21 protein-coding genes and 1 pseudogene are annotated in these 24,271 nt (G+C 43.1%); 14 read left to right on the forward strand and 8 right to left on the reverse strand.

Translation table 11 applies throughout. The features are described 5' to 3' along the window. Together FTV52_RS03395 and FTV52_RS03400 are read left to right on the forward strand one after the other, a co-directional pair. Window positions 1-127: pseudogene (locus FTV52_RS03395) on the forward strand (IS982 family transposase); the annotation flags it as partial. A 67-nt stretch (window positions 128-194) separates the two neighbouring features. Continuing rightward, the gene (locus FTV52_RS03400; protein ID WP_179989894.1) at window positions 195-713 is read left to right on the forward strand and encodes a DinB family protein; all 519 of its coding nucleotides are present in this window, start codon (window positions 195-197) and stop codon (window positions 711-713) included. Between the two features lie 194 nt (window positions 714-907). On the opposite strand, the gene FTV52_RS03405 is transcribed toward FTV52_RS03400, so the two are convergent. Then, window positions 908-2,731, reverse strand: coding sequence for an acyl-CoA dehydrogenase C-terminal domain-containing protein (locus FTV52_RS03405; protein WP_154320290.1), 1,824 nt, complete (start codon window positions 2,729-2,731; stop codon window positions 908-910). A gap of 225 nt (window positions 2,732-2,956) precedes the next feature. Here FTV52_RS03405 and FTV52_RS03410 point away from each other — a divergent pair, with 225 nt between their 5' ends. After that, window positions 2,957-5,350, forward strand: a complete 2,394-nt coding sequence (locus FTV52_RS03410) for a hypothetical protein (RefSeq protein WP_179989896.1) — start codon at window positions 2,957-2,959, stop codon at window positions 5,348-5,350. 102 nt (window positions 5,351-5,452) lie between these two features. Here FTV52_RS03410 and aroE read toward each other — a convergent pair whose 3' ends face one another. From aroE to hemF, 3 genes are all read right to left on the reverse strand, one after another. Then, complete coding sequence (gene aroE / locus FTV52_RS03415) at window positions 5,453-6,241, reverse strand: shikimate dehydrogenase (protein ID WP_104852603.1); 789 nt, start codon at window positions 6,239-6,241, stop codon at window positions 5,453-5,455. A 96-nt stretch (window positions 6,242-6,337) separates the two neighbouring features. After that, complete coding sequence (locus FTV52_RS03420; RefSeq protein WP_004974627.1) at window positions 6,338-6,544, reverse strand: hypothetical protein; 207 nt, start codon at window positions 6,542-6,544, stop codon at window positions 6,338-6,340. 317 nt (window positions 6,545-6,861) lie between these two features. Beyond that, the gene (gene hemF, locus FTV52_RS03425; protein WP_179989898.1) at window positions 6,862-7,806 is read right to left on the reverse strand and encodes an oxygen-dependent coproporphyrinogen oxidase; all 945 of its coding nucleotides are present in this window, start codon (window positions 7,804-7,806) and stop codon (window positions 6,862-6,864) included. Window positions 7,807-8,037: 231 nt separating this feature from the next. On the opposite strand from hemF, the gene hemN reads away from it, so the two are divergent. Next, window positions 8,038-9,411 carry an oxygen-independent coproporphyrinogen III oxidase gene (gene hemN, locus FTV52_RS03430; protein WP_179989900.1) on the forward strand — a complete coding sequence of 458 codons (1,374 nt, stop codon included), beginning with the start codon at window positions 8,038-8,040 and terminating at the stop codon, window positions 9,409-9,411. 44 nt (window positions 9,412-9,455) lie between these two features. On the opposite strand, the gene ribA is transcribed toward hemN, so the two are convergent. Next, window positions 9,456-10,058 carry a GTP cyclohydrolase II gene (ribA, locus tag FTV52_RS03435; RefSeq protein ID WP_004974633.1) on the reverse strand — a complete coding sequence of 201 codons (603 nt, stop codon included), beginning with the start codon at window positions 10,056-10,058 and terminating at the stop codon, window positions 9,456-9,458. A gap of 308 nt (window positions 10,059-10,366) precedes the next feature. Between ribA and dxs the strand changes: the two genes are divergently transcribed. The 8 genes from dxs to FTV52_RS03475 all read left to right on the forward strand — a co-directional run bounded on the left by dxs (window position 10,367) and on the right by FTV52_RS03475 (window position 19,157). Next, the gene (gene dxs, locus FTV52_RS03440) at window positions 10,367-12,277 is read left to right on the forward strand and encodes a 1-deoxy-D-xylulose-5-phosphate synthase (protein ID WP_179989902.1); all 1,911 of its coding nucleotides are present in this window, start codon (window positions 10,367-10,369) and stop codon (window positions 12,275-12,277) included. Window positions 12,278-12,380: 103 nt separating this feature from the next. Beyond that, window positions 12,381-13,211 (forward strand): inositol monophosphatase family protein, encoded by an 831-nt coding sequence (locus FTV52_RS03445; protein ID WP_179989904.1) that lies wholly within the window; start codon window positions 12,381-12,383, stop codon window positions 13,209-13,211. A 483-nt stretch (window positions 13,212-13,694) separates the two neighbouring features. Beyond that, complete coding sequence (locus FTV52_RS03450) at window positions 13,695-15,545, forward strand: DEAD/DEAH box helicase (protein ID WP_179989905.1); 1,851 nt, start codon at window positions 13,695-13,697, stop codon at window positions 15,543-15,545. A 389-nt stretch (window positions 15,546-15,934) separates the two neighbouring features. Further along, window positions 15,935-16,753 (forward strand): ABC transporter ATP-binding protein, encoded by an 819-nt coding sequence (locus tag FTV52_RS03455; protein ID WP_004974642.1) that lies wholly within the window; start codon window positions 15,935-15,937, stop codon window positions 16,751-16,753. Beyond that, window positions 16,750-17,529 (forward strand): lipid asymmetry maintenance ABC transporter permease subunit MlaE, encoded by a 780-nt coding sequence (gene mlaE / locus FTV52_RS03460; protein ID WP_004974646.1) that lies wholly within the window; start codon window positions 16,750-16,752, stop codon window positions 17,527-17,529. The genes FTV52_RS03455 and mlaE overlap by 4 nt, the downstream gene beginning before the upstream one ends. Next, window positions 17,529-18,206: an outer membrane lipid asymmetry maintenance protein MlaD gene (locus tag FTV52_RS03465; RefSeq protein ID WP_131260598.1), complete on the forward strand. Its 678-nt coding sequence runs from the start codon at window positions 17,529-17,531 to the stop codon at window positions 18,204-18,206. The genes mlaE and FTV52_RS03465 overlap by 1 nt, the downstream gene beginning before the upstream one ends. A 15-nt stretch (window positions 18,207-18,221) precedes the next feature. Continuing rightward, a complete protein-coding gene (locus FTV52_RS03470) occupies window positions 18,222-18,857 on the forward strand; it encodes a phospholipid-binding protein MlaC (RefSeq protein ID WP_004974651.1) in 636 nt (211 codons plus the stop codon). Between the two features lie 12 nt (window positions 18,858-18,869). Beyond that, entirely contained in the window at window positions 18,870-19,157 is a 288-nt protein-coding gene (locus tag FTV52_RS03475) for a lipid asymmetry maintenance protein MlaB (protein ID WP_004974653.1), read from the forward strand. A 134-nt stretch (window positions 19,158-19,291) separates the two neighbouring features. On the opposite strand, the gene FTV52_RS03480 is transcribed toward FTV52_RS03475, so the two are convergent. After that, on the reverse strand, window positions 19,292-20,305 hold the full coding sequence (locus FTV52_RS03480) for a magnesium and cobalt transport protein CorA (protein WP_004974662.1): 1,014 nt from the start codon (window positions 20,303-20,305) through the stop codon (window positions 19,292-19,294). 154 nt (window positions 20,306-20,459) lie between these two features. Between FTV52_RS03480 and FTV52_RS03485 the strand changes: the two genes are divergently transcribed. Both FTV52_RS03485 and FTV52_RS03490 read left to right on the forward strand, forming a co-directional pair. After that, window positions 20,460-21,062: a TIGR00730 family Rossman fold protein gene (locus FTV52_RS03485; protein ID WP_096901050.1), complete on the forward strand. Its 603-nt coding sequence runs from the start codon at window positions 20,460-20,462 to the stop codon at window positions 21,060-21,062. A 1-nt stretch (window position 21,063) separates the two neighbouring features. Next, entirely contained in the window at window positions 21,064-21,474 is a 411-nt protein-coding gene (locus tag FTV52_RS03490) for an NUDIX domain-containing protein (protein WP_004974664.1), read from the forward strand. Between the two features lie 74 nt (window positions 21,475-21,548). Here FTV52_RS03490 and FTV52_RS03495 read toward each other — a convergent pair whose 3' ends face one another. Together FTV52_RS03495 and recG are read right to left on the reverse strand one after the other, a co-directional pair. Next, window positions 21,549-22,184, reverse strand: a complete 636-nt coding sequence (locus tag FTV52_RS03495) for a ComF family protein (protein ID WP_179989907.1) — start codon at window positions 22,182-22,184, stop codon at window positions 21,549-21,551. An 18-nt stretch (window positions 22,185-22,202) separates the two neighbouring features. Next, on the reverse strand, window positions 22,203-24,248 hold the full coding sequence (gene recG / locus FTV52_RS03500; RefSeq protein ID WP_179989909.1) for an ATP-dependent DNA helicase RecG: 2,046 nt from the start codon (window positions 24,246-24,248) through the stop codon (window positions 22,203-22,205). Window positions 24,249-24,271: the final 23 nt, after the last annotated feature.

Genomic DNA, 24,271 nt, shown 5'->3' on the forward strand with positions numbered 1-24,271 from the left:
AGTTACGAGTAAACATCGTTCGATTGCTGGTTTTTTAGCAGGCGTATTTTCTTCACTATGTGCGTATCAACTTTGCCAAAAGAATAAGCCTAAAATTCATGTGATTAAATCTTTGGCTTATCCGTAATTGGGGTTAATATAGTTTGAACTTTTGATTCAATTTTCATAATAAAACTCAAATAGGATAATTTTAAATGGATTTAAAAACGTTTGAGTTACTTGCCCGCTATAATCTTTGGGCAACTCAAAAACTAAATCAGACTTTGCTATTGGTTTCAGATGATGATTTTTTCTTGGATCAGGGCTTATATTTTAAAAGTATTTTTGGCACTCTGAATCACTTGTTGGTCGGTGAGCATCATTTGTGGTTTCCACGTTTTGCTTTGCACCACTCACCAATTTTGCCATTAGATAGTATTGTGGAAACCAACAGAACACAGCTTGTTGAGCAACTTGAAAAGAAGGCTGAAAACTGGATTTATTTTTTAAATCAGGTGGATGAGAAAGTTTTTCATCAAGAGCTGCACTATAAAACATCAACTGGCGTGGAGATGCACTTACCCTATGCTGCAACCCTAATGCATGTGTTCAATCATGCAACTCATCATCGTGGGCAAATTACCGCGGCTTTAACCGCAATGGGATATGTCTGTCTTGAGCTTGATTTAATTTATATGTTGCTAGAAGACAAGGCTAAGAAGCGAATTGAATGAAACGACTAGAAATTTTATGTCTAGTGATTTTAATTTTTCTGATTTTATATCTGATTCAGTGGGTATTTCATGGTTTTCCAACAGCACATTAAAAGTAATTTTAATTGATGTGTAGATTCGAGTACTGACTTTCTGAAGTAAACACCAAAAGAGCGCATTACGCGCTCTTTTGATTTACATCTGCTTAGAATATTTTAGTAGTCAAAACTAAAATGTTCTGGTGCTAATGCAGTCATGGTTTTAGATGGATTGACCATTGCTTCTGCATGACCTTGGGTACGTGGCAATAAACGCTCAAAGTAGAAATCTGCAACTTTGATTTTGGCTTTATAGAACTCAGGTGTTTCCTGACCATTGCCTTCAGCCAATTTGGTCGAAGCCACAGCCGCTTGTTGCGCCCAGAAATAAGCCATCATGACATAACCAGAGAACATCAAGAAGTCTACTGAAGCACTGGATACGATGTCACGGTCTTTACGTGCTGCCAACATAATGCGCACGGTTAATGCGTTCCATTGAGCACATAGCTTGGTTAAGTCCCATGCAAAACGACGCATGTATTTGTTACGTGCATGCTGACCACAGAATTTCAAAATTTCAGCGGTGTAGTCACGAATCACTTTACCTTTAGAGCTTAACAACACTTTACGACCAATCAAGTCGAGCGCCTGAACGCCAGTTGTACCTTCATATAAGGTAGAAATACGTGAATCACGTACAATTTGCTCCATGCCCCATTCTTTAATATAGCCGTGACCGCCGTACACTTGCATGCCGTGGTTGGCAGCTTCATAACCCATTTCAGTTAAGAAACCTTTTAAGATTGGCGTATAGAAACCTAAATGGTCATCATGCGCTTCAAAAGCAGCAGTATCACCACGCATTAAAGCGTCGTTCATTTTATCTGCCAATTGTGCAGCATGATAAATCATGGCACGACCACCTTCTGCTACGGCTTTTTGCGTTAAGAGCATACGACGTACATCGGCATGGTGAATGATTGCATCAGCTACTTTTTCAGGGTCTTTTTTACCTGAAAGGGCACGCATCGACATACGTTCTTTAGCATACGGCAATGCACCTTGGAATGCCAATTCTGCATGGCAAATCCCCTGAATTGCTGTACCAATACGCGCAGTATTCATAAAGGTAAACATGGCATGTAAGCCTTTGTGTGGTTCACCAATCAAATAACCCACGGCATTGTCAAAGTTTAGGACTGCAGTTGCAGACGCGCGAATCCCCATTTTGTGTTCAATTGAGCCACAAGTTACAGGATTGCGTTCACCCACCGTACCTTCTGCTGTTGGCAAGAATTTCGGTACGATAAATAATGAAATACCTTTCGTGCCTGCAGGTGCATCTGGGAGGCGCGCTAACACAATATGAATGATGTTTTCAGTCAGGTCATGTTCGCCTGCAGAAATAAAGATTTTGGTGCCTGAAATTGCATAAGTACCATCAGCTTGTGGTTCTGCTTTGGTTTTTACCTGACCTAAGTCGGTACCACATTGTGGTTCAGTCAAACACATGGTGCCTGACCAAGTACCTGCAACCAAGTGCGGTAAATAGGTATCTTTTTGCGCGTCTGTACCAAATTGCATAATGGTGTTGATACAACCCACGCTTAAACCTGGATACATTTGGAATGACCAGTTTGCTGTACCCATCATTTCAGATTTGATGAGGTTTAGCGACATTGGCAGGTTTTGACCGCCGTATTGTTCAGGGTAAGACAGACCTTGCCAGCCACCTTGCACAAATTGGTCATAGGCTTCTTTAAAGCCTTTCGGTGTGGTCACATTGCCATTTTCAAAATGACAGCCTTCTTCATCGCCTGATTGATTAAGAGGAGAAAGTACATTTTCACAGAAATCTGCTGCACCTTCCAAAATCATATCGACTGTATCTGCGTCCGCAAGTTCACCGTTAGAAAGATTTTTGTAGTGGGTCGGGTAATCAAGCACTTCGTTCATTAAGAAACGAATATCGTGTAATGGGGCTTTATATGCTGGCATAGTCTTAATCCTAATTTAGAAATAGTTTTGGATTATCTGTATCGATATGTTGATTATTCACACTCATGATCAAAAAACATTGATAAGAATAGCGAATAAAAATGTCAGAAATGCGAATAGTGAAAATTATTCACCTTACAAAAACGAATGAAGTGTTATGTTACAATGTATCATAATCTATATGTTTGAACAGACCAATCTATAATGAATATAAGGTGTTTAGCAATGAAGATACAATTAAAATATTTATCTTTATGTCTTTTTAGTTTAGCTGCTACAGGTTGTTCGCAGCATGTCATTAAGACCAATTCCAATCAGACGGCAAGTATAGAACAAAAGGCAATTACAGGGTTAAATGCCATCTTTGAAACGCCAAGTTATGACTTTCAGGGCAAATTACGGGTACAGAGCAATTTAGTTGAAGCAATACCAAAAGTAGCGGATGCTGCTCCTGCTACACTCGATCCTGTACTTAAAAAGCAATTAGATCAGTATTTAAAACAGCAAAAAGTCCGTTTAAGTACACAAGAAAAACAAAACTTATATACGGCAATGGCTAAGGAACAAAACTCTGCTTCCTATGCTGCAGGGGCAATCGAAAAATCGAGTCCTTTTAATTTTGTGTTGAATGTATTGAATGACACTCAGTTTAGCTACGATGGCTCGGTGCATTATCGGCAAAAAATTGCTGCTTTGAATGTGGCAGCACGCTATGAAAAACCGACACTTTTGGTGCAAATGAAAGTACCGATGGTGGTCGATTTTAATGAATATAAGTTCTATACCAACTATTTTTCTTTGTTGCCTTATTTGGTGAATAAAGACAGTCAAAATGACTTTGCCTATATCGACTTTTCTAAATACAAAGCCGATTTTGAGCGGATTAAAGTGGCACAATTTGCCGAATACTTAAAAGCCATGAATGCGGTGCCGTATGTATTGGCAGATTCTAAACATATTCAAAAGTTATCTTTAACTGCACAAGACCGTCAGCAAAAAATTAGTGAAAAAATTCGTTTGAACAGTAGTTTGGAAGATATGTTGCTGCAGCTTGCCATGTTTGATCAGGTCAATGCACCGTATTTGCAACAGACTGTATTGGGGCAGGCGACCACAACCGAAGATGCTGCTGAACAAGCTGAAATTACGCAAGATACATCGGCCAAAGAAAGTGTTGAAGACTACTTGAAACACAATGAAACTGCTGAAGATTATGGCATGAGCCAAGAGGCTTTTGTGGCGTATCAAGCCACCCTTGCTTTACGTGATTTGGTCAGTCAGAAATTTTATGCAACTGAAACGACAGTGAGTAATGTGGCAGATTATTCAGCAGATGCCAGTGAAGATGCCATGATCGCAGCTGAACAAGCCGTTCAGGCAGCGGCTGCTGAGCAGGCAGAAGATTCAGCAAGCACCGCAAGTATGCTAAGCGAACAAGACTGTCAGCGTTTGATCGAAACAGCAAAAACAGCCAAAGTTGGAGATTTAACCTACTGTGCTTATGCCTATGAATTAGAAGCATTTAGCCCAAGTCGTGCTGAGCAGGCACAATCGGTTTTAGATGAGCACTTTGCTTCACCGCAAGAAAAGCTAGCTAAAGTTTTTGAACCATACCGTTCGGAACAATTGGTCGATGCCGCTGCTTTCGCAGCTTTGTGGCAAAAACATCAGGCTGAAATTCAACAGATTATGAATGCTACACCTAAAGATAAAAAAACACCGATGCAAATTGATGTGGCTTTAGATGATCAGGGGCGTGCTGCAAAAATTGATTATGCACTGCAATTTAAACGCGAAAATTACGGCACAATTCATGTGTATAACGATGTCAGCATTGCGAATTATGGGCAAGCCAGCAAAATTGACCGTAGTGCGCTGCGTCAAGCCAAATCCATTCAAGAAGTCAGTAAAGACTCAATTTTAGAAAAATGGGTGACAAATTTAGGGCGTACCTTGGAGCAGGAAACTGCAGAAAATAAAGATAAGACCACTGCAAAACCCGCCTTAAGTTATGATGAAGAATTAGCGCAGTTGGCACAAAAAACCTATCAACAAACAGAATCTTTTAGTCAGACTTATCAGACTTTATTTTTAGTGCACATGGCAGCAGAGCAAAGTACGTGGGTAAAAAATCTTAGTCCACAAACCTTGCAGGAAATGGCAGAAGTGTATGCCTATTGGTTCAGTGATGAGCGCTACTATGACCCGAAAGGTGCCGCGCTAAAACGGATTGAAGCTTTACAAGCCAAGCATCATTTAGAAGAAGATGAGCAATTTAATAATGCAATTGGTCGTCGTATCAATAATTTGACTGAAGATGCAGTCGATGAAAATAAAGTCGCACTTGAATGGCGTAAGCTGAAACAGCAATACAAGCAACCACAACAGATATTTGCTCAGCAATATTTAAAAGCCTATGAAGCAGCTTATGATTGGGATGTGCCTGACTTGGAGAATTTAAAGAAAACGGCACACATTTTGGGGCAGACGTATGTTGATCGTCAGCAGGGCAAATTGAGCCAAAATTCAATTCGCACTTTAACTGAAGATCAGGCTGAACAGATTGATTATGAGTTATATATGGATGTGTATGAAGATATGCAGAAATTTGTAAAATAAACCGTGGGTGAAAAATGGGCAATCAGCGTTCAACAAGATTGCCCAGTTTAAATAAAAAAATAGCCCTTTGCTGCTCAAGGGCTATTTTTATTTGGTGATGATTTAGAGGAAATCTTTTAATTCAGGTTTCACGCCATTCCAAATATAAAAAGATTCAATCGCCTGTCCGACCAGCATGCCAAAACCTTCCGATGTCGGTACGCCACGCGCTTTGGCTTGTTCTAAAAAGCTCGAAGGTTTGCCATAAGCCATTTCATAAGCAAAATTAAACTGCAAACACTCAGGCAAGGTGAGGGCATCTCCCGTTAAGCTGGCAGACGTCGCATTAATGGCTAAATCAAATTGACCTGTTAAATCGGTAAGTGCCATGGCTTGTAATTCTGCTTGCGGTACGGCAGCTTGTAGGTCAGCAACCAGTTGTTCAGCACGGGCAAGGGTGCGGTTGGCAATCACAATTTTTTTTGCGCCTGCTTGTACCAACGGATAAATTACCCCGCGGGTTGCACCACCAGCGCCAATAATCAAAATATCACTGTGCTCTAAATTCCAGCCCAAAGCACGAATGGCATCAACCAAACCCTGACCATCGGTATTGTCGCCATGCAAAACACCATCTTGCATCCACAAGGTATTGACTGCTTTGGCAATTTTGGCACGTTCGGTTAATACGCCACATTGGGCAAATGCTTGCTCTTTAAAAGGCACGGTTACATTCATGCCTACACCGCCCTGATTAAAAAAGTCTGCAACACTGTCTCTAAAACCATCAAGAGGGGCAAGGCGTTTGCTGTATTGCAGGTCAATGCCTGTTTTTTCTGCAAAGGCATGATGCAGTTCAGGAGAACGTGATTGTTCAATTGGGTTGCCAATCACGGCAAATTGTTTGCGCATTTGCCAAAATCCATGTGCTGAAATGTGCATCAATATACGTCAAATTCAGCGCGGACTAAAGCCTATGGCGGTATAAAACGGTGGGAGTCTTTGGACTTAAGGATTACAAATCTCTAAAACGGTTTCTAATACCAAAATAGTGGCAATCACGAACATGGCAATGCCCGCTAAAATGCTGCTACTAATGGCTAAGCCATCTGAAAGATGACTTTCAAAAATAAAGGTCATGCAAATTGAGCCAAGTAACATGGCAAAGGTTGCCCAAAATAAAAAGATTTTGTGTTTGAACAGCGGGCTAAACATGCGGATCTCCTGACAGATGTGGCGCAGTGTGACATAAGGCTTTGACAGTTTGATGAATTCGCCTTTGACTCATGGTTTGATGTATGGATAGTTAAATCCTATTTGTGCATGGTCGAATAGGGTGCGCGGTCACATCATCTATTAAAATCCATCCGCACTATCATGACAGTTAATTCATGCTGTGCATATTTATTGATTTGAAAATAAGCAATAAAGTTTGTAAGTAAAAAAGCGATTCGTGGAAGAATCGCTTTTTTGAACCTTGAATGTGATCTTTTTTACACTGCGATGTAGCAAGGTTTCACCAGTCGCGAGCTTTAACTCGTCTTGAGATTTAACCAATCGCGTGGTTTTAAATAATAGTCAGTGAGTTTTTTCTCTGCGGAATCTTCTGCCCATTCAGGACGGTACGACCATCCCGCCAAGTTCGGTAAGCTGACTAAAATGGACTCAATCCGTCCACCTGTCTGCAAGCCAAATAAAGTGCCACGGTCATAGACCAGATTGTATTCCACATAACGTCCACGACGGTAAAGCTGGAACTCACGTTGTGCTTCGGTATAGGCTTTGTCACGATTACGCTCAAAAATAGGCAGAATTGCAGCCAAATAACCGTTACCCACCGCCTGAATATAGTTGAAACAGGTGTCAAAGTCCCATTGATTCAGATCATCAAAAAATAAACCACCCACGCCACGCTGTTCATCGCGGTGCTTTAAATAAAAATAGTCATCACACCATTGTTTATGTTCTGCATAGACTTGATTGCCAAAAGGGGCACATAAGTCATGTGCTGTTTGGTGCCATGCCACTACATCTTCATCATTTGGATAAAATGGTGTCAGGTCAAAACCACCACCAAACCACCAAATTGGCGGCTGTCCTTCAGGTTCAGCGACAAATAAACGCACATTGGCATGTGAGGTGGGTACATTTGGGTTTTTCGGGTGAATCACCAATGACACGCCCATCGCCTGCGCAGGTGCGCCTGCAATATTTGGATGACGTTCAGTTGCAGAAGCAGGCAGTTTGGAAATATTGATGTGCGAAAACATCACTCCGCCTTTTTCAATGACCGTACCGTTTTGTAAGACGCGGGAACGACCACCGCCACCTTCATGACGTTGCCAGTCATCAATTTCAAACTGTGCGCTTCCACCACCTGCCTGTTCTTGTTGTTCTAAAGCCGCACAAATTCGCGCCTGCAAATCGAGAAGAAATTCACGTACACGTTGAATATCCGCGTGAGTAGGATGCGACATGGCCACCTCAGCATAAAAATAAAATGGCTTACATCAAAACATAAAACTGTCTAAAAATTAAGGGGTTTATCCAGTTTGCTGCAAATCGCTCATGCAATTGCGCAAGGTGCTTTGTATTTCAGCATGTATTCCGAGCAAAAGACTAGGTTGATTTCCATGCACAAGCTCAGCACAATAGTTTTTACAATCTAAATTTTAGTCAGCAGCAATTAACTGAATGGGGCAGAGTGGATGACACAGCAGGCAAATTCTTTAATTCAAAAATACAATGTGCCTGGACCACGTTATACCAGTTATCCAACCGTACCTTATTGGGATGATGCTACCTTTTCTGCCGAGGCGTGGCAGCAAACGCTGAAGCGTTCGTTTGATGAATCTAATGCCAGCGAAGGCATCAGTCTGTATATTCATTTGCCATTTTGCGAAAGCCTATGCACTTTTTGTGGCTGTCATAAACGCGTCACCAAACGCCATGAAGTCGAGCAACCGTACATTCAGGCGTTATTAAAAGAATGGGACTTATATTGTCAGTTGCTCGAAAGCACTCCCATCATTAAAGAAATTCATTTGGGCGGTGGCACACCAACTTTCTTTTCTGTCGAACATTTGACGCAGCTTATTCAAGGCATTTTGGCAAAAGCCAAAGTGGCAGAACAGCACGAATTTAGTTTTGAAGGTCATCCCAATAACACCACCCGTGAACATTTACAGGCTTTATATGACTTGGGTTTTCGTCGGGTTAGTTATGGCGTGCAGGATTATAATGAAAAAGTGCAGCGCGCCATTCATCGGATTCAGCCTTTTGAACATGTGCAACGTGTGACCGAGTGGGCGCGTGAAATTGGCTATGATTCTATTTCACATGATCTGGTTTTTGGTTTGCCCTTTCAAAATCTGGAAGATGTACTGAATACCATTGAGCAGACCCAGCGTTTAATGCCAGACCGTTTGGCGTTTTACAGTTATGCGCATGTGCCATGGATTAAAGGCAATGGGCAGCGTGGCTTTAAAGATGAAGATGTGCCTAAAGATGAATTAAAACGTCAGTGCTATGAAGAAGGCAAACAGCGTCTTTTGGCCTATGGTTATCATGAAATTGGGATGGATCACTTTGCCTTAGAACGCGATGGTATGTATCAGTCGTTTAAAAATGGTACCTTGCACCGTAATTTTATGGGCTATACCGCATCTAAAACGCAGCTTATGATTGGCTTGGGTGTTTCATCTATTAGCGACAGTTGGTATAGCTTTGCGCAAAATGAAAAAAGCATTGAAGATTATTATGCCCGTTTAGCCTGCAATGAAATTCCTGTGTTTAAAGGGCATGTGCTGGATCGGGAAGATTTGGTAATACGTCAGCATATTTTAAATTTAATGTGCAGCTTTGAAACGTCGTGGGCCAGTCCAGAATTGGCATTTCCTGAAATTGAGCAAGTGCTGCAACAGTTACAGGAAATGCAGGAAGATGAATTACTGCTCATTCAAGATCAGCACATTCAGATTTTGGAAAAAGGTAAACCTTTTGTGCGCAATATTTGTATGGCCTTTGATTTGCGTTTAAAACGCCGTATGCCGAATAATCGTATTTTTTCGATGACGATTTAAGTAAGTTGAGTAGAAATTATTTAATTCAAAAATTAAAAGGTGACTCAGAAGTCACCTTTATCATACATGTGCGCCATGCGTTCGTGTTTGGTTTGCAAATATTCTTCATTGAATGGATTTAGACCCACAGTTAAAGGCACACGGTCTACCACCGTAATCCCTTGTTCCTGTAATGCTTGAATTTTCAAAGGGTTGTTGGTGATTAAGCGCACAGCTTTAACCTGCAAATGATCTAGCATAATGCTGCACATATCATAGCGACGTGCATCGGCAGGTAAATTCAGCATTAAATTGGCATCCACCGTGTCATGTCCTTGATCTTGCAGGGCATAAGCACGAATTTTATTGGTCAAGCCAATCCCGCGACCTTCTTGGCGTAAATATAAAATCACACCTTGTCCTGCGTCATTAATCAGACGTTGAGTGGCTTGAAGCTGTGGGCCACAGTCGCATTTTAAAGACGCGAAAGCATCGCCAGTTAAACATTCTGAGTGAATCCGTACCAGAACGGGCTGGGTTGGCGCAGTGTCCAAACCTTTGGATAATGCCACGTGTTCTTCGCCAGTTTCAGGATCTTGAAATACCGTAATGTTGAATTCACCAAATGCGGTCGGTAATCGTGAGGTTGCGACAAACTTAATCGGCACTGTTTAACTCGTGAAATAGTCGATAAATTGTTTAAAGTATAGCGTAATGCTCAGACATTAGTAGAATAGCGAACACGAATTTATACAGAAGATTTTCTTTTTTGTATAAAGCGCACGATAATGGTTGATAAATAGTTAGATTATTCAGGATAATCTACCCACCCAACGTGTGCCCAACTGAAATCACTGCTCAAAACTACATCGCTAGAAATGTGGCTGATTGAAGGTAATACCATTCGGTTATATGATCGAGTAATTCCCATTGACCTCGCTTAGGATTTGCCAGGCTTTAGAAGGCTTTGCCACATATGCTGTATACAGAAATTCCAACTCAACGCCCTGTAACACCATTGCTCGATGAGATTGACCATCCGCAGCAATTACGTTTACTCGCGCAAAGCCAGCTTCCACAGGTGGCAGATGAGTTACGTCAATTCATTTTGTATGCCGCAGGTCAAAGTGGAGGACACTTTGGCGCAAACTTAGGCGTGATCGAACTGACCGTTGCGCTGCATTATTGCTTTAATACCCCACACGATCGCTTAATTTGGGATGTCGGTCATCAGGCTTATCCGCATAAAGCCCTAACAGGACGCCGCGAGCAACTCACCACCATTCGCGCCAAAGATGGTTTGGCTGCATTCCCTGCGCGTGAAGAATCTATTTTTGATACCTTTGGCGTTGGTCACTCCTCAACAGCAATTTCTGCAGGATTGGGGATGGCGTTGGCACGACGTTATCAACAAAACCCGTGTGAAGTTGTTGCCATTATTGGCGATGGTGCTATGACGGCAGGTATGGCTTTTGAAGCCATGAATGATGCAGTGGCCCACCAAGCCGATATGATGGTGGTGCTGAATGACAACGATATGTCAATTTCATGTAGCACAGGCGGCTTTGCCAAACATCTTGCTGCCATTTGGGAGCGTGGTGAATCGGTTTATGTCAGTGAAACAGGTGAGGCTTACGTGCAGCCGCATCCAAAATGGACATACAACTCACGTTTGCACTGTGCTGCCACTGAAGCTGCAGACAACTTATTTAAAGCGATTGGGTTTGATTATTTCGGCCCTTTCGATGGACATGATGTTGAACAACTCACACACGTGTTTAATGCGCTGAAAAAACGTAAAGGCCCACGTTTAATTCACGTTTACACTAAAAAAGGCAAAGGCTTTGCGCCTGCCGAAGCTGATCAAATTAAATATCATGCCATTGGTAAAATTCATGCCAAAGCTGCACCAGTTAGCGCACCTAAATATTCTGATGTATTTGGGCAGTGGTTATGTGATCAGGCAGAACAAGATTCACGATTATTGGCAATTACGCCAGCCATGTGCGAAGGTTCGGGCATGGTGCAATTTGCCAAACAATTCCCAGAACGCTATTTTGATGTCGCGATTGCCGAACAGCATGCGGTGACTTTGGCTGCGGGTATGGCCTGTGAAGGTTTGAAGCCTGTGGTGGCGATTTACTCTACCTTCTTGCAGCGTGGTTATGACCAACTGATTCATGATGTCGCTTTGCAAAATCTGGATGTGACCTTTGGTATTGACCGTGCAGGTTTGGTCGGTGAAGACGGTCCAACCCATGCGGGGGCATACGATTATGCCTATATGCGTACCGTACCGAACATCGTCATTATGGCGCCAAAAGACGAAAATGAATGTCGTCAGATGCTGCATACAGCCTATTTGTACAACGGTCCTGCAGCGGTGCGTTACCCACGTGGTAATGGCTTAGGTGTTGAAATTCAACAACAAATGACCGCAATTCCATTAGGGCAGGCGGAAATTGTTTCACAGTTCAATACACAGTATGAAGACTATGTTTCTGTTTTAGCCTTTGGTAGTCGTGTACAAGCGGCTGTAGAAGCAGCTGAAGCCTTTGCCAAGCAGAATGAGGTGGCAGTACGTGTGGTGAACATGCGTTTTGTTAAGCCGCTAGATGAAAAACTACTGTCTGATATTGCTGAAAGTACTGCTTTATTCGTGACCGTAGAAGAACATGCGATTATGGGTGGCGCAGGCAGCGCAGTAAGTGAATACTTGGCGAAAGCACAGATTGTCAAGCCGATTATTCATTTAGGTTTAGAAGACAGCTTTATGCAACAAGCGACGCATGCTCAAATGTTGCAGCAAGCAGGTCTAGACGCCCAAGGCATTGAAAAATCGATGCAAAAAACTTGGCAGCACGTGCAGCAGTCTGTACTGAATTAAATTTAGCAACACTTCTTCCCCAAAAGCCTCAATATTTGTTAAAATGTTGGGGCTTTCATGCATTATTCTTTATCAATCTCTTCAAATTTGTAGTGGGTGTTCAATGGAACCTATGGTGGTGATGGCTGCGCGTGCGGCTCAAACAGTTGGTCAAGAGCTTTTAAAAGCGCATCAGAATCGTCATAAACTCGATCTACAAGTCGAAGAAAAAGGGATTGATGGTCCTGTAACGCGTGTAGACCGTTACCTTGAGCAATTGACCATTGATACTTTGCGTAAAAGTTATAAAAATCACAGCTTTCTGGGCGAAGAATTTGGCATGCAGGAAGGCAAAGGCCATGATGCCGACTGGTGCTGGGTAATTGATCCTTTAGATGGCACTTTAAACTTCGTTCACGGTTTCCCTCATTTCTGTATTTCTATTGCGGTACAACACAAAGGCGTAACGCAGCACGGTGTAATTTACGATCCAGTTAAAGATGAATTGTTCTCTGCGAGCCGTGGCCGTGGTGCGATGATGAATCAGCGTCGTATTCGTGTAAATGTAAAAGACAGCCTAGAAAACACCTTCTTAGCCGTTGGGCATGCTTATCGTGCCAAGCGTGATGGTGAAATCATCTCTTATGCCAAAAACCATTTTGAAAGTTTATTGAATGTAACCGAAGCTGGCGCACAATACCGCCGCGCAGGTTCTGCTGCTTTAGACTTGGCTTATGTGGCTGCAGGCCGTTTAGATGGTTATTTTGAACTTGGCTTAAAACCGTGGGATATTGCTGCTGGTGAGCTGATTGTGAAAGAAGCGGGCGGTACAGTGGTCGATGCACGTGGCGGTAGCGACTCTATGGAAAATGGTCAAGTTTTGGCATGTTCAATGAAAATGTTAAAACCACTTATGAAAGCCGTTGTTCCTGCTTGGGGTGACGCAGCTAAATAATTAGATCACACGATCTACGCCGTCGTAAAAATGAGTAAAGCTCTCTATCTTGAGGGCTTTTCTTTTATCAACTGGTCTAAAATAGCTAATTTAAGATCTATTTTGATTGTGGGTATACTCGCTAAAAAGCAGGATATATCAAGGTTTACACAAAAAAACGCAAAAGTAGATTAAATAAGGTGACTTTTAAAATAATCCTGCTATAATCCGCCCACGCACTTAATTTCTGTTCATTACCTGAACATTTCTCTTCTAATCATTGTGTATGCGCGTGCGGTCCAAAGAGAGGACGATATCTCGCGCCCCAATCGCTAAAGCGATTCCTTCAGGTTAAGCCGTAATCATGCGTGCGTTATATCACATCGTCGTTACTCGGATCGCCGCTGAATCTTACATTGTCAGCGATAATTGCTGTACCGCTTTTTGCCGATGTCCATCTGACTTTATTTTAATGGAGCACCCATTTTCAGGGTGAAAATCTCTATGAGCAAAACTTTTGCTGATTTTTCTTTACACGAATCTTTACAACTAGCTTTAGAAGGCTTGAACTTTACTACGCCGACTCCTGTTCAAGAACAATCGATCCCAGCGGCACTTGAAGGTAAAGACTTATTGGTGTCTAGCCAAACAGGTTCTGGTAAAACTGCTGCGTTCTTACTCCCAACTTTAAACGCGCTTGCTAACCAAGATACTTTCGTTCCTTTTAAAGAACGCATGAAAGCCATTACTCAGCCATCTATTTTGGTACTTTGCCCAACACGTGAGTTGGCGCAACAAGTGAGCCAAGATGCGATTGCATTTGTACGTCACATGAAAGGTGTACGTATTGCAGCAATTATGGGTGGTATGCCTTTTGGTAAGCAAATCCAACAATTAAAAGGTGCACAAGTGGTTGTAGCGACTCCAGGTCGTTTACTTGACTTGGTGAACCGTCGTCAAATCAAACTTGATAAAGTTGATGCCTTAATTGTAGACGAAGCTGACCGTATGCTCGATTTAGGCTTCTCTGAAGACCTAGAAGCGATTAGCGATTTAGCTGCTAACCGTAAGCAAACCTTGATGTTCTCTGCAACTTTTGCAAGCCGTATTATCACACTTGCAGAACGCATGATGAATGAGCCTGTACGTATTGCGATTGAAACAGGTCACTCAACGAACATGGACATCACCCAGACTTTACACTGGACTGATGGTTTCGAGCACAAGAAAAAATTATTGTCACACTGGTTATCTGATGAAGGTGTAGATCAAGCGGTTGTATTCGCATCTACTCAAGAAGATACCGATATGTTGGCTGAAGAATTGGCTGAAGCGGGTCACTCGGTTGTTGCACTACACGGTGCAATGCCACAGACTGTACGTAACCGTCGTTTACGTAGCATTCGTGAAGGTCGTGCAAAAATTTTGGTTGCAACTGACGTAGCAGCACGTGGTTTAGACGTACCAACGATTTCTCACGTGATTAACTTCGGTTTACCAATGAAAAATGAAGACTATGTACACCGTATTGGTCGTACAGGTCGTGCGGGTCGTACTGGTAACGCGATTACTTTGGCAACTTACCGTGAGCGCGGCAAAATCCGTGCGTTGGAAGATTTCTTAGATGCACGTTTAAGCGTTTCTGAAATTGAAGGCTTAGAGCCATCTCCACCTCCAGCACGTTCTGGTCGTGACGGTGGTCGTGGTCGTCGTGATGGCGGTCGCGGTGGTCGTGGCGGTTTTGGTGGCGGTCGTCGTTTTGAAGGCGAAAGCAACTTTAAACGTCGTGAAGGTGGTGATGATCGTCCACGTCGCAGCTTTGATGACAAACCACGTGGTGAACGTCCTGCATTTGGTGAAGATCGTCCGCGTCGCGAGTTCAACTCAGACCGTCCACGTCGTGAAGGTGGTTTCGGTGATCGTCCACAGCGTTCATTTGAAGACCGTCCACGTCGTGAATTTAATTCAGATCGTCCACGCCGCGAAGGTGGTTTTGGTGATCGTCCACAGCGTTCATTTGATGATCGTCCACGTCGTGAATTTAATTCAGATCGTCCGCGTCGCGAAGGTGGCTTCAACGATAAGCCGCGTTTTGATGCGAATGATGACAACCGTGGCAACCGCGTAGATTACAAACCACGTCGTGAAGGTAGCTTCGGTGATCGTCCAAAACGTGATTTTGGTGATCGTCCTGCACGTCGTGAAGGTGGTTTTGGTGACCGTCAACCACGTTCGTTTGATGATCGTCCTAAGCGTTCTTTTGGTGGCGAAGATCGTCCACGTCGCGAGTTCAATTCAGATCGTCCACGCCGTGAAGGTGGTTTTGATCGCCCACGTCGTAAATTTAACGACTAAAACCGCGATAGTCATTTGTATAAAGAAAAACCAGTGCTCAGCACTGGTTTTTTTATGTTAAATATTTTTGCTTTAGATAAATAAAATGTATAATAAGTCACGTTTTTAACTCTATTTGCTAATTATGAACATCAATAGCTTACGATTGCTCATGCAGACGAGAGAGGGAATGATGCCGTATATTGGTTTAGCACTCATCTTATGCAATTTAATGTATTATATTATTTCTTCTTACTTTTAAATTGTTGCTGTCCTAAAAGTGATTTAAATAACAATAATAAGACTGCTTGAACAATACGTGCACAGTTTTTAAAAATTTGCTAGATAACATTTTGCGCTTCAATCCTTTATAGTATGCGTGCTGAAAAAATGCAGGAAGACCCTCAGCTATGAATAATCCAATGCCTCAACATGAGCCGTCATTGATTGAAGTCAATGAACTGAGCTTTAAACGAGGGAAACGTGTCATTTTCGAAAATGTCAGTTTAAAGATTCGCCGTGGTCAAATTACTGCCATTATGGGACCTTCAGGTACTGGTAAAACCACGTTATTACGTTTGATTGGTGGTCAGTTGACTCCCGATCATGGTGATATTTTTCTGGATGGAAAAAATCTTGCGCAAATGTCGCGTCAGGAGTTATTTGCTGCGCGCGCACGTATGGGCATGTTATTCCAAAGCGGTGCGTTATTTACCGATATGAGCGTATATGAAAACGTCGCGTTTCCATTGCGTGCACATACCCAGTTGCCTGAACATTTAATTGCAGAATTGGTGGCTTTAAAACTTGAAGCAGTCGGTTTGCGTGGTACAGAACAACTTATGCCTGCAGAACTCTCAGGCGGGATGAACCGTCGTGTGGCATTGGCACGTGCGATTGCGTTAGACCCTGAATTGATCATGTACGATGAGCCGTTTGCAGGGCAAGACCCGATTGTAAAAGGTGTGTTGACCCGTTTAATCCGTTCCTTGCGTGAAGCGTTGGATTTAACCACCATCATCGTCTCGCATGATGTTGGCGAAACTTTATCAATTGCCGACTACATTTATATTATCGCGGAAGGCGTGATTCAGGGCGAAGGTACACCTGCAGAATTAAAACAGCATGAATCGGCATTTGTACGTCAGTTCTTAACAGGCGCTGCCGAAGGGCCAGTCGATTATCAATTTAGCCATCGGGCTTATTTAAGTGATGAGGTGCGTTCATGAATGCTATTGCCGCATTAGGTCAACGCGTCATTGAGCGTGTTCGTGGCATTGGTGTCGCCACCCAAATGTTGTTGCAAATTCTATTTTCCATGCCAACCCTGCTTGGGGTGAAGCTGTTCCTGTACCAAATGTACCGTGTTGGCGTGATGTCGTTATTGATTATTGCGGTGTCGGGTTTATTTATTGGTTTGGTCTTGGGCTTACAAGGCTACTCCATTTTGGTCAATATCGGTTCAGAAGCCATGTTAGGCACCATGGTGTCTTTGACTTTATTGCGTGAGTTGGCGCCTGTCGTGGCTGCACTGTTATTTGCAGGACGTGCAGGCTCTGCCTTAACAGCAGAAATTGGTCTGATGAAAGCCACAGAACAATTGGCCAGTATGGAAATGATTGGGGTAGACCCACTCAAGCGTATTGTGTCACCACGTTTATGGGCAGGAATTGTCAGCCTGCCAATGCTCTCCATTATTTTTGCTGCGATTGGCATTATGGGCGGCAAAATGGTTGGGGTCGATTTTCTAGGTGTCGATGAAGGCTCTTTCTGGGGCGGTATGCAAAGCAGCGTGCAGTTCTATAAAGATATTTTTAACGGCACAATTATTAAAAGTTTTGTTTTTGCATTAATTTGTACTTGGATTGCAGTATATCAAGGCTATGCCTGTGTTCCAACATCGGAAGGCATTGCGACGTCGACCACACGAACCGTGGTGTATTCTTCATTATGTGTTTTAGGTTTTGATTTTGTGTTGACTGCGGTCATGTTCGGAGGTGTTTAATGAAATCACGTACAAGTGAGCTGGCCGTAGGTGTATTTGTCATTTTGACAGGCATTGCATTATTTTTCTTGGCTATGAAAGTCAGTGGATTGGTGGGTACCAATTTGCGCGACAGTTACAATATGACCGCAACTTTTGACAACGTGAATGGTTTAAAACCACGCGCCAAAGTCACTATGAGCGGTGTCACCATTGGTCGCGTCAATGATATTACCCTAGACCCTGTATCGCGTTTGGCTACAGTTGAATTTGAACTAGATGGCAAGTTGACCAGTTTTAATCCTGAACAACTAAAAACAGTGCAAAATTATGCGCTTGAAGAATTGCGTTACAGTGCAGAATACCAAGAAGCAAGCCCTCAGCAACAAAAAGAAATGGAACAACAACTGTTGGGTAACATGAAATCCATCACCAGTATTGATGAGGATGCTTACATAATGGTAGCAACCAATGGTCTATTGGGTGAGAAATATCTCAAAGTGGTTCCAGGTGGTGGTTTGAACTTTGTGAAGCGTGGCGAAAGTATTGCCAACACGCAAGGCACCATGGATTTAGAAGATTTAATCAGTAAGTTTATTACTGGCGGTGCAGCGAAAACATCCAACGCAGCGTCAGACGCAGATAAAGACACAGCGACAGCTGAAACAACAGATGCAGAAGTGTCATTTGTTGAGTAATGAAGGAGATTGTCCGTGAAAACACTTTTAAAGCAAACTCTGGCGGTAAGTGTACTTTCAACCATGTTGGCAGGAACTGCATTTGCTGCACCTGCAGAAGCGCCACCAGCTTTTGTGAAAAAAGTTGCCGATAGCTTGATTGCACGTTTAAAAGCAGATCATGCTAAATTGCAGAACAATCCAGCATTGGTCAAAACGATTGTGCGTCAAAACCTTGATCCGTATGTAGATGCGCAAGCATTTACCCGTATTGTGATGGGTACTTATGCGACGAACCAATACAGTTCAGCAGCACAGCGCGCGCAGTTTGAGAAAAACTTCCGTGAAACCTTAATTGAGAACTATGGCACAGCGTTTGCGAAATTTAGCAACCAAAGCTACACCATGCGTCCTTATAAGGCGACCAACAGCAAGAACCCAGTGGTGACTATTGATTTCTTGCATAATGGTGAAAAAATTCCTGTGTCATTCCAGTTGGCAGACAAAGGCAGCCAATGGAAAATCCGTAACATTAACGTCTCGGGTATTGATTTAGGTTTGCAATTCCGTAACCAGTTTGCAGCGAACGTGAAGCGTAATGGCGGCAATATTGATAAAGCCATTGCAACCTTTAAGCCAGATGCAGAAGCTGCGGTTGAAAAGAAAAAATAGGTTAGGTGTGGCGTGATTGAATTATCAAATCAGGAATTATGTGTTTCTGGAAAAATAGATTTCAGTAATGCAGAGCAATATTACCAAAAAGGTCTGCAGTTGATTCGTCAGCAGCAGTTGCCTTTGGTGGTTAATTTGGCGCAGCTAGAACACGGGAGTACTTTAGCTTTGGCCGTTTTGGTGCAATGGTTGCGTCAGACGCCTGAAGCCAAGGGCTTACAGTTTAAAGCGGTTCCTGAAAAAATGATGAAGATCATTCAAGCCTGTCATTTGCAAGATGATTTGCAGCTAATCGTCTAAAACTGAAAAAACCATCAAAAAAGCACCTTCTTGTAAGGTGCTTTTTTATTGCGTTTAGTTTCCCGCTTTATTCAAGTGAGGTGAGATTGCAAACCTCTCTAATCCGCTGCTAAAAGGAGAGGGAATAAAAGGCATCAAATCCATTTTTTCCATCTAAAGTAAATTAATGGGCCAATAAAGAAGCCAATTAAAATAATACTGACCACTATAAAACTGGTGGTACCTTTGGCAAAAGGTAACACGTCGGTGTTCATACCATAAACACTGGCAACCAACATCGGTGGTGCTAACATACTCGGTAAAATCGAGAATCGACGAATCGTATCGTTCTGTTCGGTGTTAATGAAGCCTGAAGTGGTATCGAGCAAGAAGCGCACTTTCTGGAATAAGAAGGCATCGTGTTCGACTAGTGAGCGTACATCTTCACTGAGTTCTCGAATGTCGGCATCGTAAATATGACTGCCCAACGCGCGAGGACGTGCTAAAAAAGTTAGGACACGACGTAAATCAATCAAACACAGTTGTGCTTTTCCAAGCATGTCTTCTAATTGTGCTAGTCGGGTAATCATGTCATCGAGGTCTAAAATTTGCTCACGATGGCGGTTATTCAGAACTTCTGTGGAATACTTTTCCAAGTCCTTGTGGATATCTTCCAAGATATCCGCAAGTTCGTCTAGTTTGGCTTCAAGCAAACCCAAAAGCACCCAAGTCGGGTCTTTATAATCAATTTCGTAGTCGTTACGTCGTGCACGCGCCCGAAATGCCCGAAACGCCACTAATTTTTCACCACGCAGGGTAAACAGGCGTTCTTTATGTAAAATAAAGGCAACGGTTTGCACTGTGGCTAAAATACTGGAATTGTCTTCAGTTTCACCATCGACTTGATAGTTTTTATTTTTAGTTAAAAAATAGGTACTAATGTGTAAAATACCGTCATCATCACGGTAGAATCGCGCTGAAGATGAAATATCTTCCAAAGATTTTAAGGTTGGTAAATTTTGTGAGTATGCGTCTAGTACCCATTGCTGTTCTTCTTGTGAAGGGGCAATCAGGTCAATCCAGACCAGATCTGGATGCAAATCAAAACCACCGTTAATGGTGGCATCTTCCAGACTACCGCGCTCTGTGGCATAAAAGGCTTCAAGCATTCGTCTTTTCTCCTTGCGCAGTATGGGTTTTGTGGATGGGTGTATTTTAGACAAGGATCTTACTAAATACACTGCTCAGAATGCTATTTTATTTAAAAATCTCCCTGAAGTTTAATTTTATGGCATGACAGCCAGATAACATGGTGAAAAAATGATGTCGTCAATTGCTATTTTCTGTGGTTCTGCCCCAGGAAAAGATTCAGTTTTTGTTGAAAATGCACGAAAAGTGGGTGAAACACTGGCTGCACAAGGCAAAACTTTAATTTATGGCGGTGGGCGCTCAGGCTTAATGGGTGTGGTGGCAGACAGTACTTTGGCAGCAGGCGGGCGTGCAATTGGCGTCATGCCTGAAAGTTTGGCAGAGCATGAATTGGCGCATCCGCATTTGACCGAATTACACATTGTTGAAAACATGCATGCCCGCAAAATAAAAATGTCAGAATTGGCTGAGGGTTTTATTGCTTTGCCGGGTGGTTCGGGAACTTTAGAAGAAATTTTTGAGCAATGGACGTGGGCACAATTAGGAATTCACTCTAAACCCTGTGCTTTTTTAAATGTAGATGGCTTTTATGATGATTTGCTGAAGTTTTTAAGACAGACCTCTGAAAAAGGTTTTACTCAGCCACGTTTTTGTGAGGCATTGATTGTATCGAATTGTATTGACAATATTTTGCAGCAATTTGAACAATACCGTGTTCCTGAAATGAAATGGGAAGTGCCTGAGCTAGAGTGGGTGCAGCAGGAACTGGCGAAATAAAATGGCTGAGATCAACAACATCATTACCGTTGCAGCTGCAATTATTTTAAATGTCAAACAGCAGTTATTGGTGGTGCGTAAACAGCATACCGCGTGTTTTATGCAGGTCGGTGGCAAATTAGAACCCAATGAAGCGCCTGAAACGACCATGTTGCGAGAAATTGCCGAAGAAATTGGCTGTCAGGCGCAAATTCAACAATTTATTGGACGCTATGAAACAGCAACGGCCAATGAGCCCGACTGCCGTTTGGTCAGTTATGTGTATTGGGTTCAGCTTGATCAGGCACCAAAAATTGCTGCTGAAATTGCCGAAATGAAGTGGGTAGATTTGGATGATCAAGATACTTTGTTGGCACCGCTGACCCGTGAAGTGGTGATGCCGTGGTTAAAACAATATTTACAACAAAATTAAGAGCAGTTGATCATTCTTCTATATTTTAAGTTCAACTTTTTAATGCGTTGAGCATATTCAACCGAATAGTTTTTTTATTCAGCACTGGCCAGACAAACCGCCTCGACTTTTTGACAGCCGAGCTTGAGCAACTGCTGTTTGAGTGCATGAATTGAACTGCCCGTCGTGACCACATCATCCACAATTAAAACCCGACGAAAACGGATTTTAGGCGCATTCTGAATTTGAAATTGCTGTTGGATGTCTTCCAATCGTTCTAAGCGACTTAAGCTTTTTTGCGCGTGCTGTTGTAAGCGGGTCACAGGTTGCCAAATCGGGACATTTAAATGCCGCGCTAGTCCTTTTGCTAACAATAAAGATTGATTGTAGCCGCGTTCAGTCAAGCGGGCAGTGGAAATTGGCATCGGTACAATGGCTTGGATTTTAGGATAAGACAGTTGTTTTAGCGCGCCTACTAAAAGCAGTTGGTAATGTAACTGCTGTTCATATTTAAATTGTTGAATGATGCGATTAATTGGATAGTGATAATCAAAAGTGACTTGAATCTGCATTTCTTGTCGTTGTACCGCTTGGCTACGCCACGGCAATTGTTGCCAACAGGTTTGACAGACCGAATGTTGCCATTGCGTGTCGCTATGGCAGAGCTGACACGGTTGCAGTTGGCGCAGCCATTGTATGCCGCATTGTAGTAGATTGATCGGCTGAGTCATCTTAGGACTGCAATCCGTTTAAACATAGGCATAACGTGGTGCCTCAGGCAGCCAGCGTTTTAGCAAAGCTTCGGCATGTGTAGGATAATCGTTTAAAATTTGCTGTGCCACATGATGCGCCTGTGCCAGCAAATGATCATCCCGTTCTAATTTAGCCACCCGAAAGCCCATATCTCCCGTTTGTTTGGTTCCTAAAAGTTCCCCAGGGCCACGCAGTTCTAAATCTTTTTCTGCAATCACAAAACCATCGTTGGTTTCGCGCATAATCCGCAAGCGTTCTTGTCCATTTTGCGAAAGTGGATTTTTATACAACAAGGCACAAAAACTGGCTTTGGCACCCCGTCCGACTCGTCCACGTAGCTGATGTAGCTGTGAAAGTCCTAAACGCTCGGCATTTTCGATCACCATAATTGAAGCATTGGGTACATCGACCCCGACCTCAATTACTGTGGTGGCAATCAGTAATTGTAGTTGATTGTCTTTAAATTGCTGCATGACGGCTTGTTTTTCATCGGCTTTCATTTTGCCGTGTACCAGCCCAATATTCAGTTCAGGAAAGCGTTCTTTAATTTCAGCAAAAGTCGCCTCGGCAGCTTGCGCATCTAAGGTTTCCGACTGTTCCACCAAGGTACAGACCCAATAGGCTTGTTTGCCTTCGGCACAATTGCTGGCAATACGTTGTAAGACTTCTTCACGACGATCTAGCGGAATAGTCACCGTTTGAATAGGCGTACGTCCTGGCGGTAGTTCATCAATCACCGAAGTATCCAAATCGCCATAGGCGGACATGGCTAAAGTTCGCGGAATAGGCGTTGCAGTCATCACCAATTGATGCGGTGTAGTATGATTGGCACCCTTATTGCGCAAAGCCAGACGTTGATCGACCCCAAAACGGTGTTGTTCGTCAATAATCACCAAACCCAATTTGGCAAATTGCACATTGTCCTGAAATAACGCATGTGTCCCAACCACCAAATTGGCGCTACCATCTTGAATGCTCAGTTCAGCCGCTGCCCGTGCTTTGCCTTTTTGCTTGCCAGACAACCACGCCACTGTTAAGCCCAATGGCTCAAACCATTTTTGAAAGTTCAGATAATGTTGTTCTGCCAAAATTTCAGTGGGTGCCATCAGCGCGACTTGCCAGCCTTCTTCTAGGGCATGACAGGCTGCGACTGCAGCGACCAAGGTTTTACCTGCACCTACATCACCTTGTACCAAGCGCAGCATGGGTTTATTACGCTGCAAATCCTGCATGATTTCTTGCGAAACCCGTTGCTGTGCGCCTGTCATTTGAAATGGCATGTTACCGAGTAACGCAGGTGCTAGTTTTTGACTTGGGGAAAATGCAGGTGAGGCAATTTGCTGAATATAAGCCCGTCGGGTCAGTAAACTGACTTGATGCACCACCAATTCTTCAAAAATCAGGCGTTGCTGTGCAGGGTGAGAGCCTTGTGCCAATTGCAGCATATTGGCATTTAAAGGTGGATGATGAATATAATCCAACGCCTGTTTGAGTGCATAGCCATTGGTCATTTTTTCAGGCAGGAGTTCAGGCAAATCATCACTATGCTGTGTCAAGGCCTGTTTGACGTATTCACGTAATTTGGCTTGGGTCAGCCCATCGGTGCTTGGGTAAATGGCAGTCAGTTGGGTTTTAGGCAGTGGGGTATGTTCAGTAATCAGTTGTAATTCGGGGTGATACATTTCCAGACCACGCGCCCCAACCCGTACTTCGCCAAATACTCTTAAACGATTGCCGAGTTTGGCACGATCTGTAATACCTTTATAAATATGATAAAAACGTAAGGTGATTTTTCCAAATTCATCTTCTAAATTGACCGCCATCGACTTGCGTTTACCCGGTGGAAAATCGACCCCTTTAACCACACCTTCGAGTAAATAGCTGCGCCCCACGTTTAATTGGTTCATGGGAATGATCGTGCTACGATCTTCATAGTCACGCGGTAGATGAAACAGCAAGTCATCTGTGGTGAAAATATTTAGTTTTTCAAGTAATGCAGCAGAGGCAGAGCCTACCCCTTGCAACTGATGGACTGCAGCCATGTCCCCTCAACTTCAAATGCTAT

The organism is Acinetobacter sp. YH1901141 (assembly GCF_013416935.1).
Taxonomy (GTDB): Bacteria; Pseudomonadota; Gammaproteobacteria; order Pseudomonadales; family Moraxellaceae; genus Acinetobacter; species Acinetobacter towneri.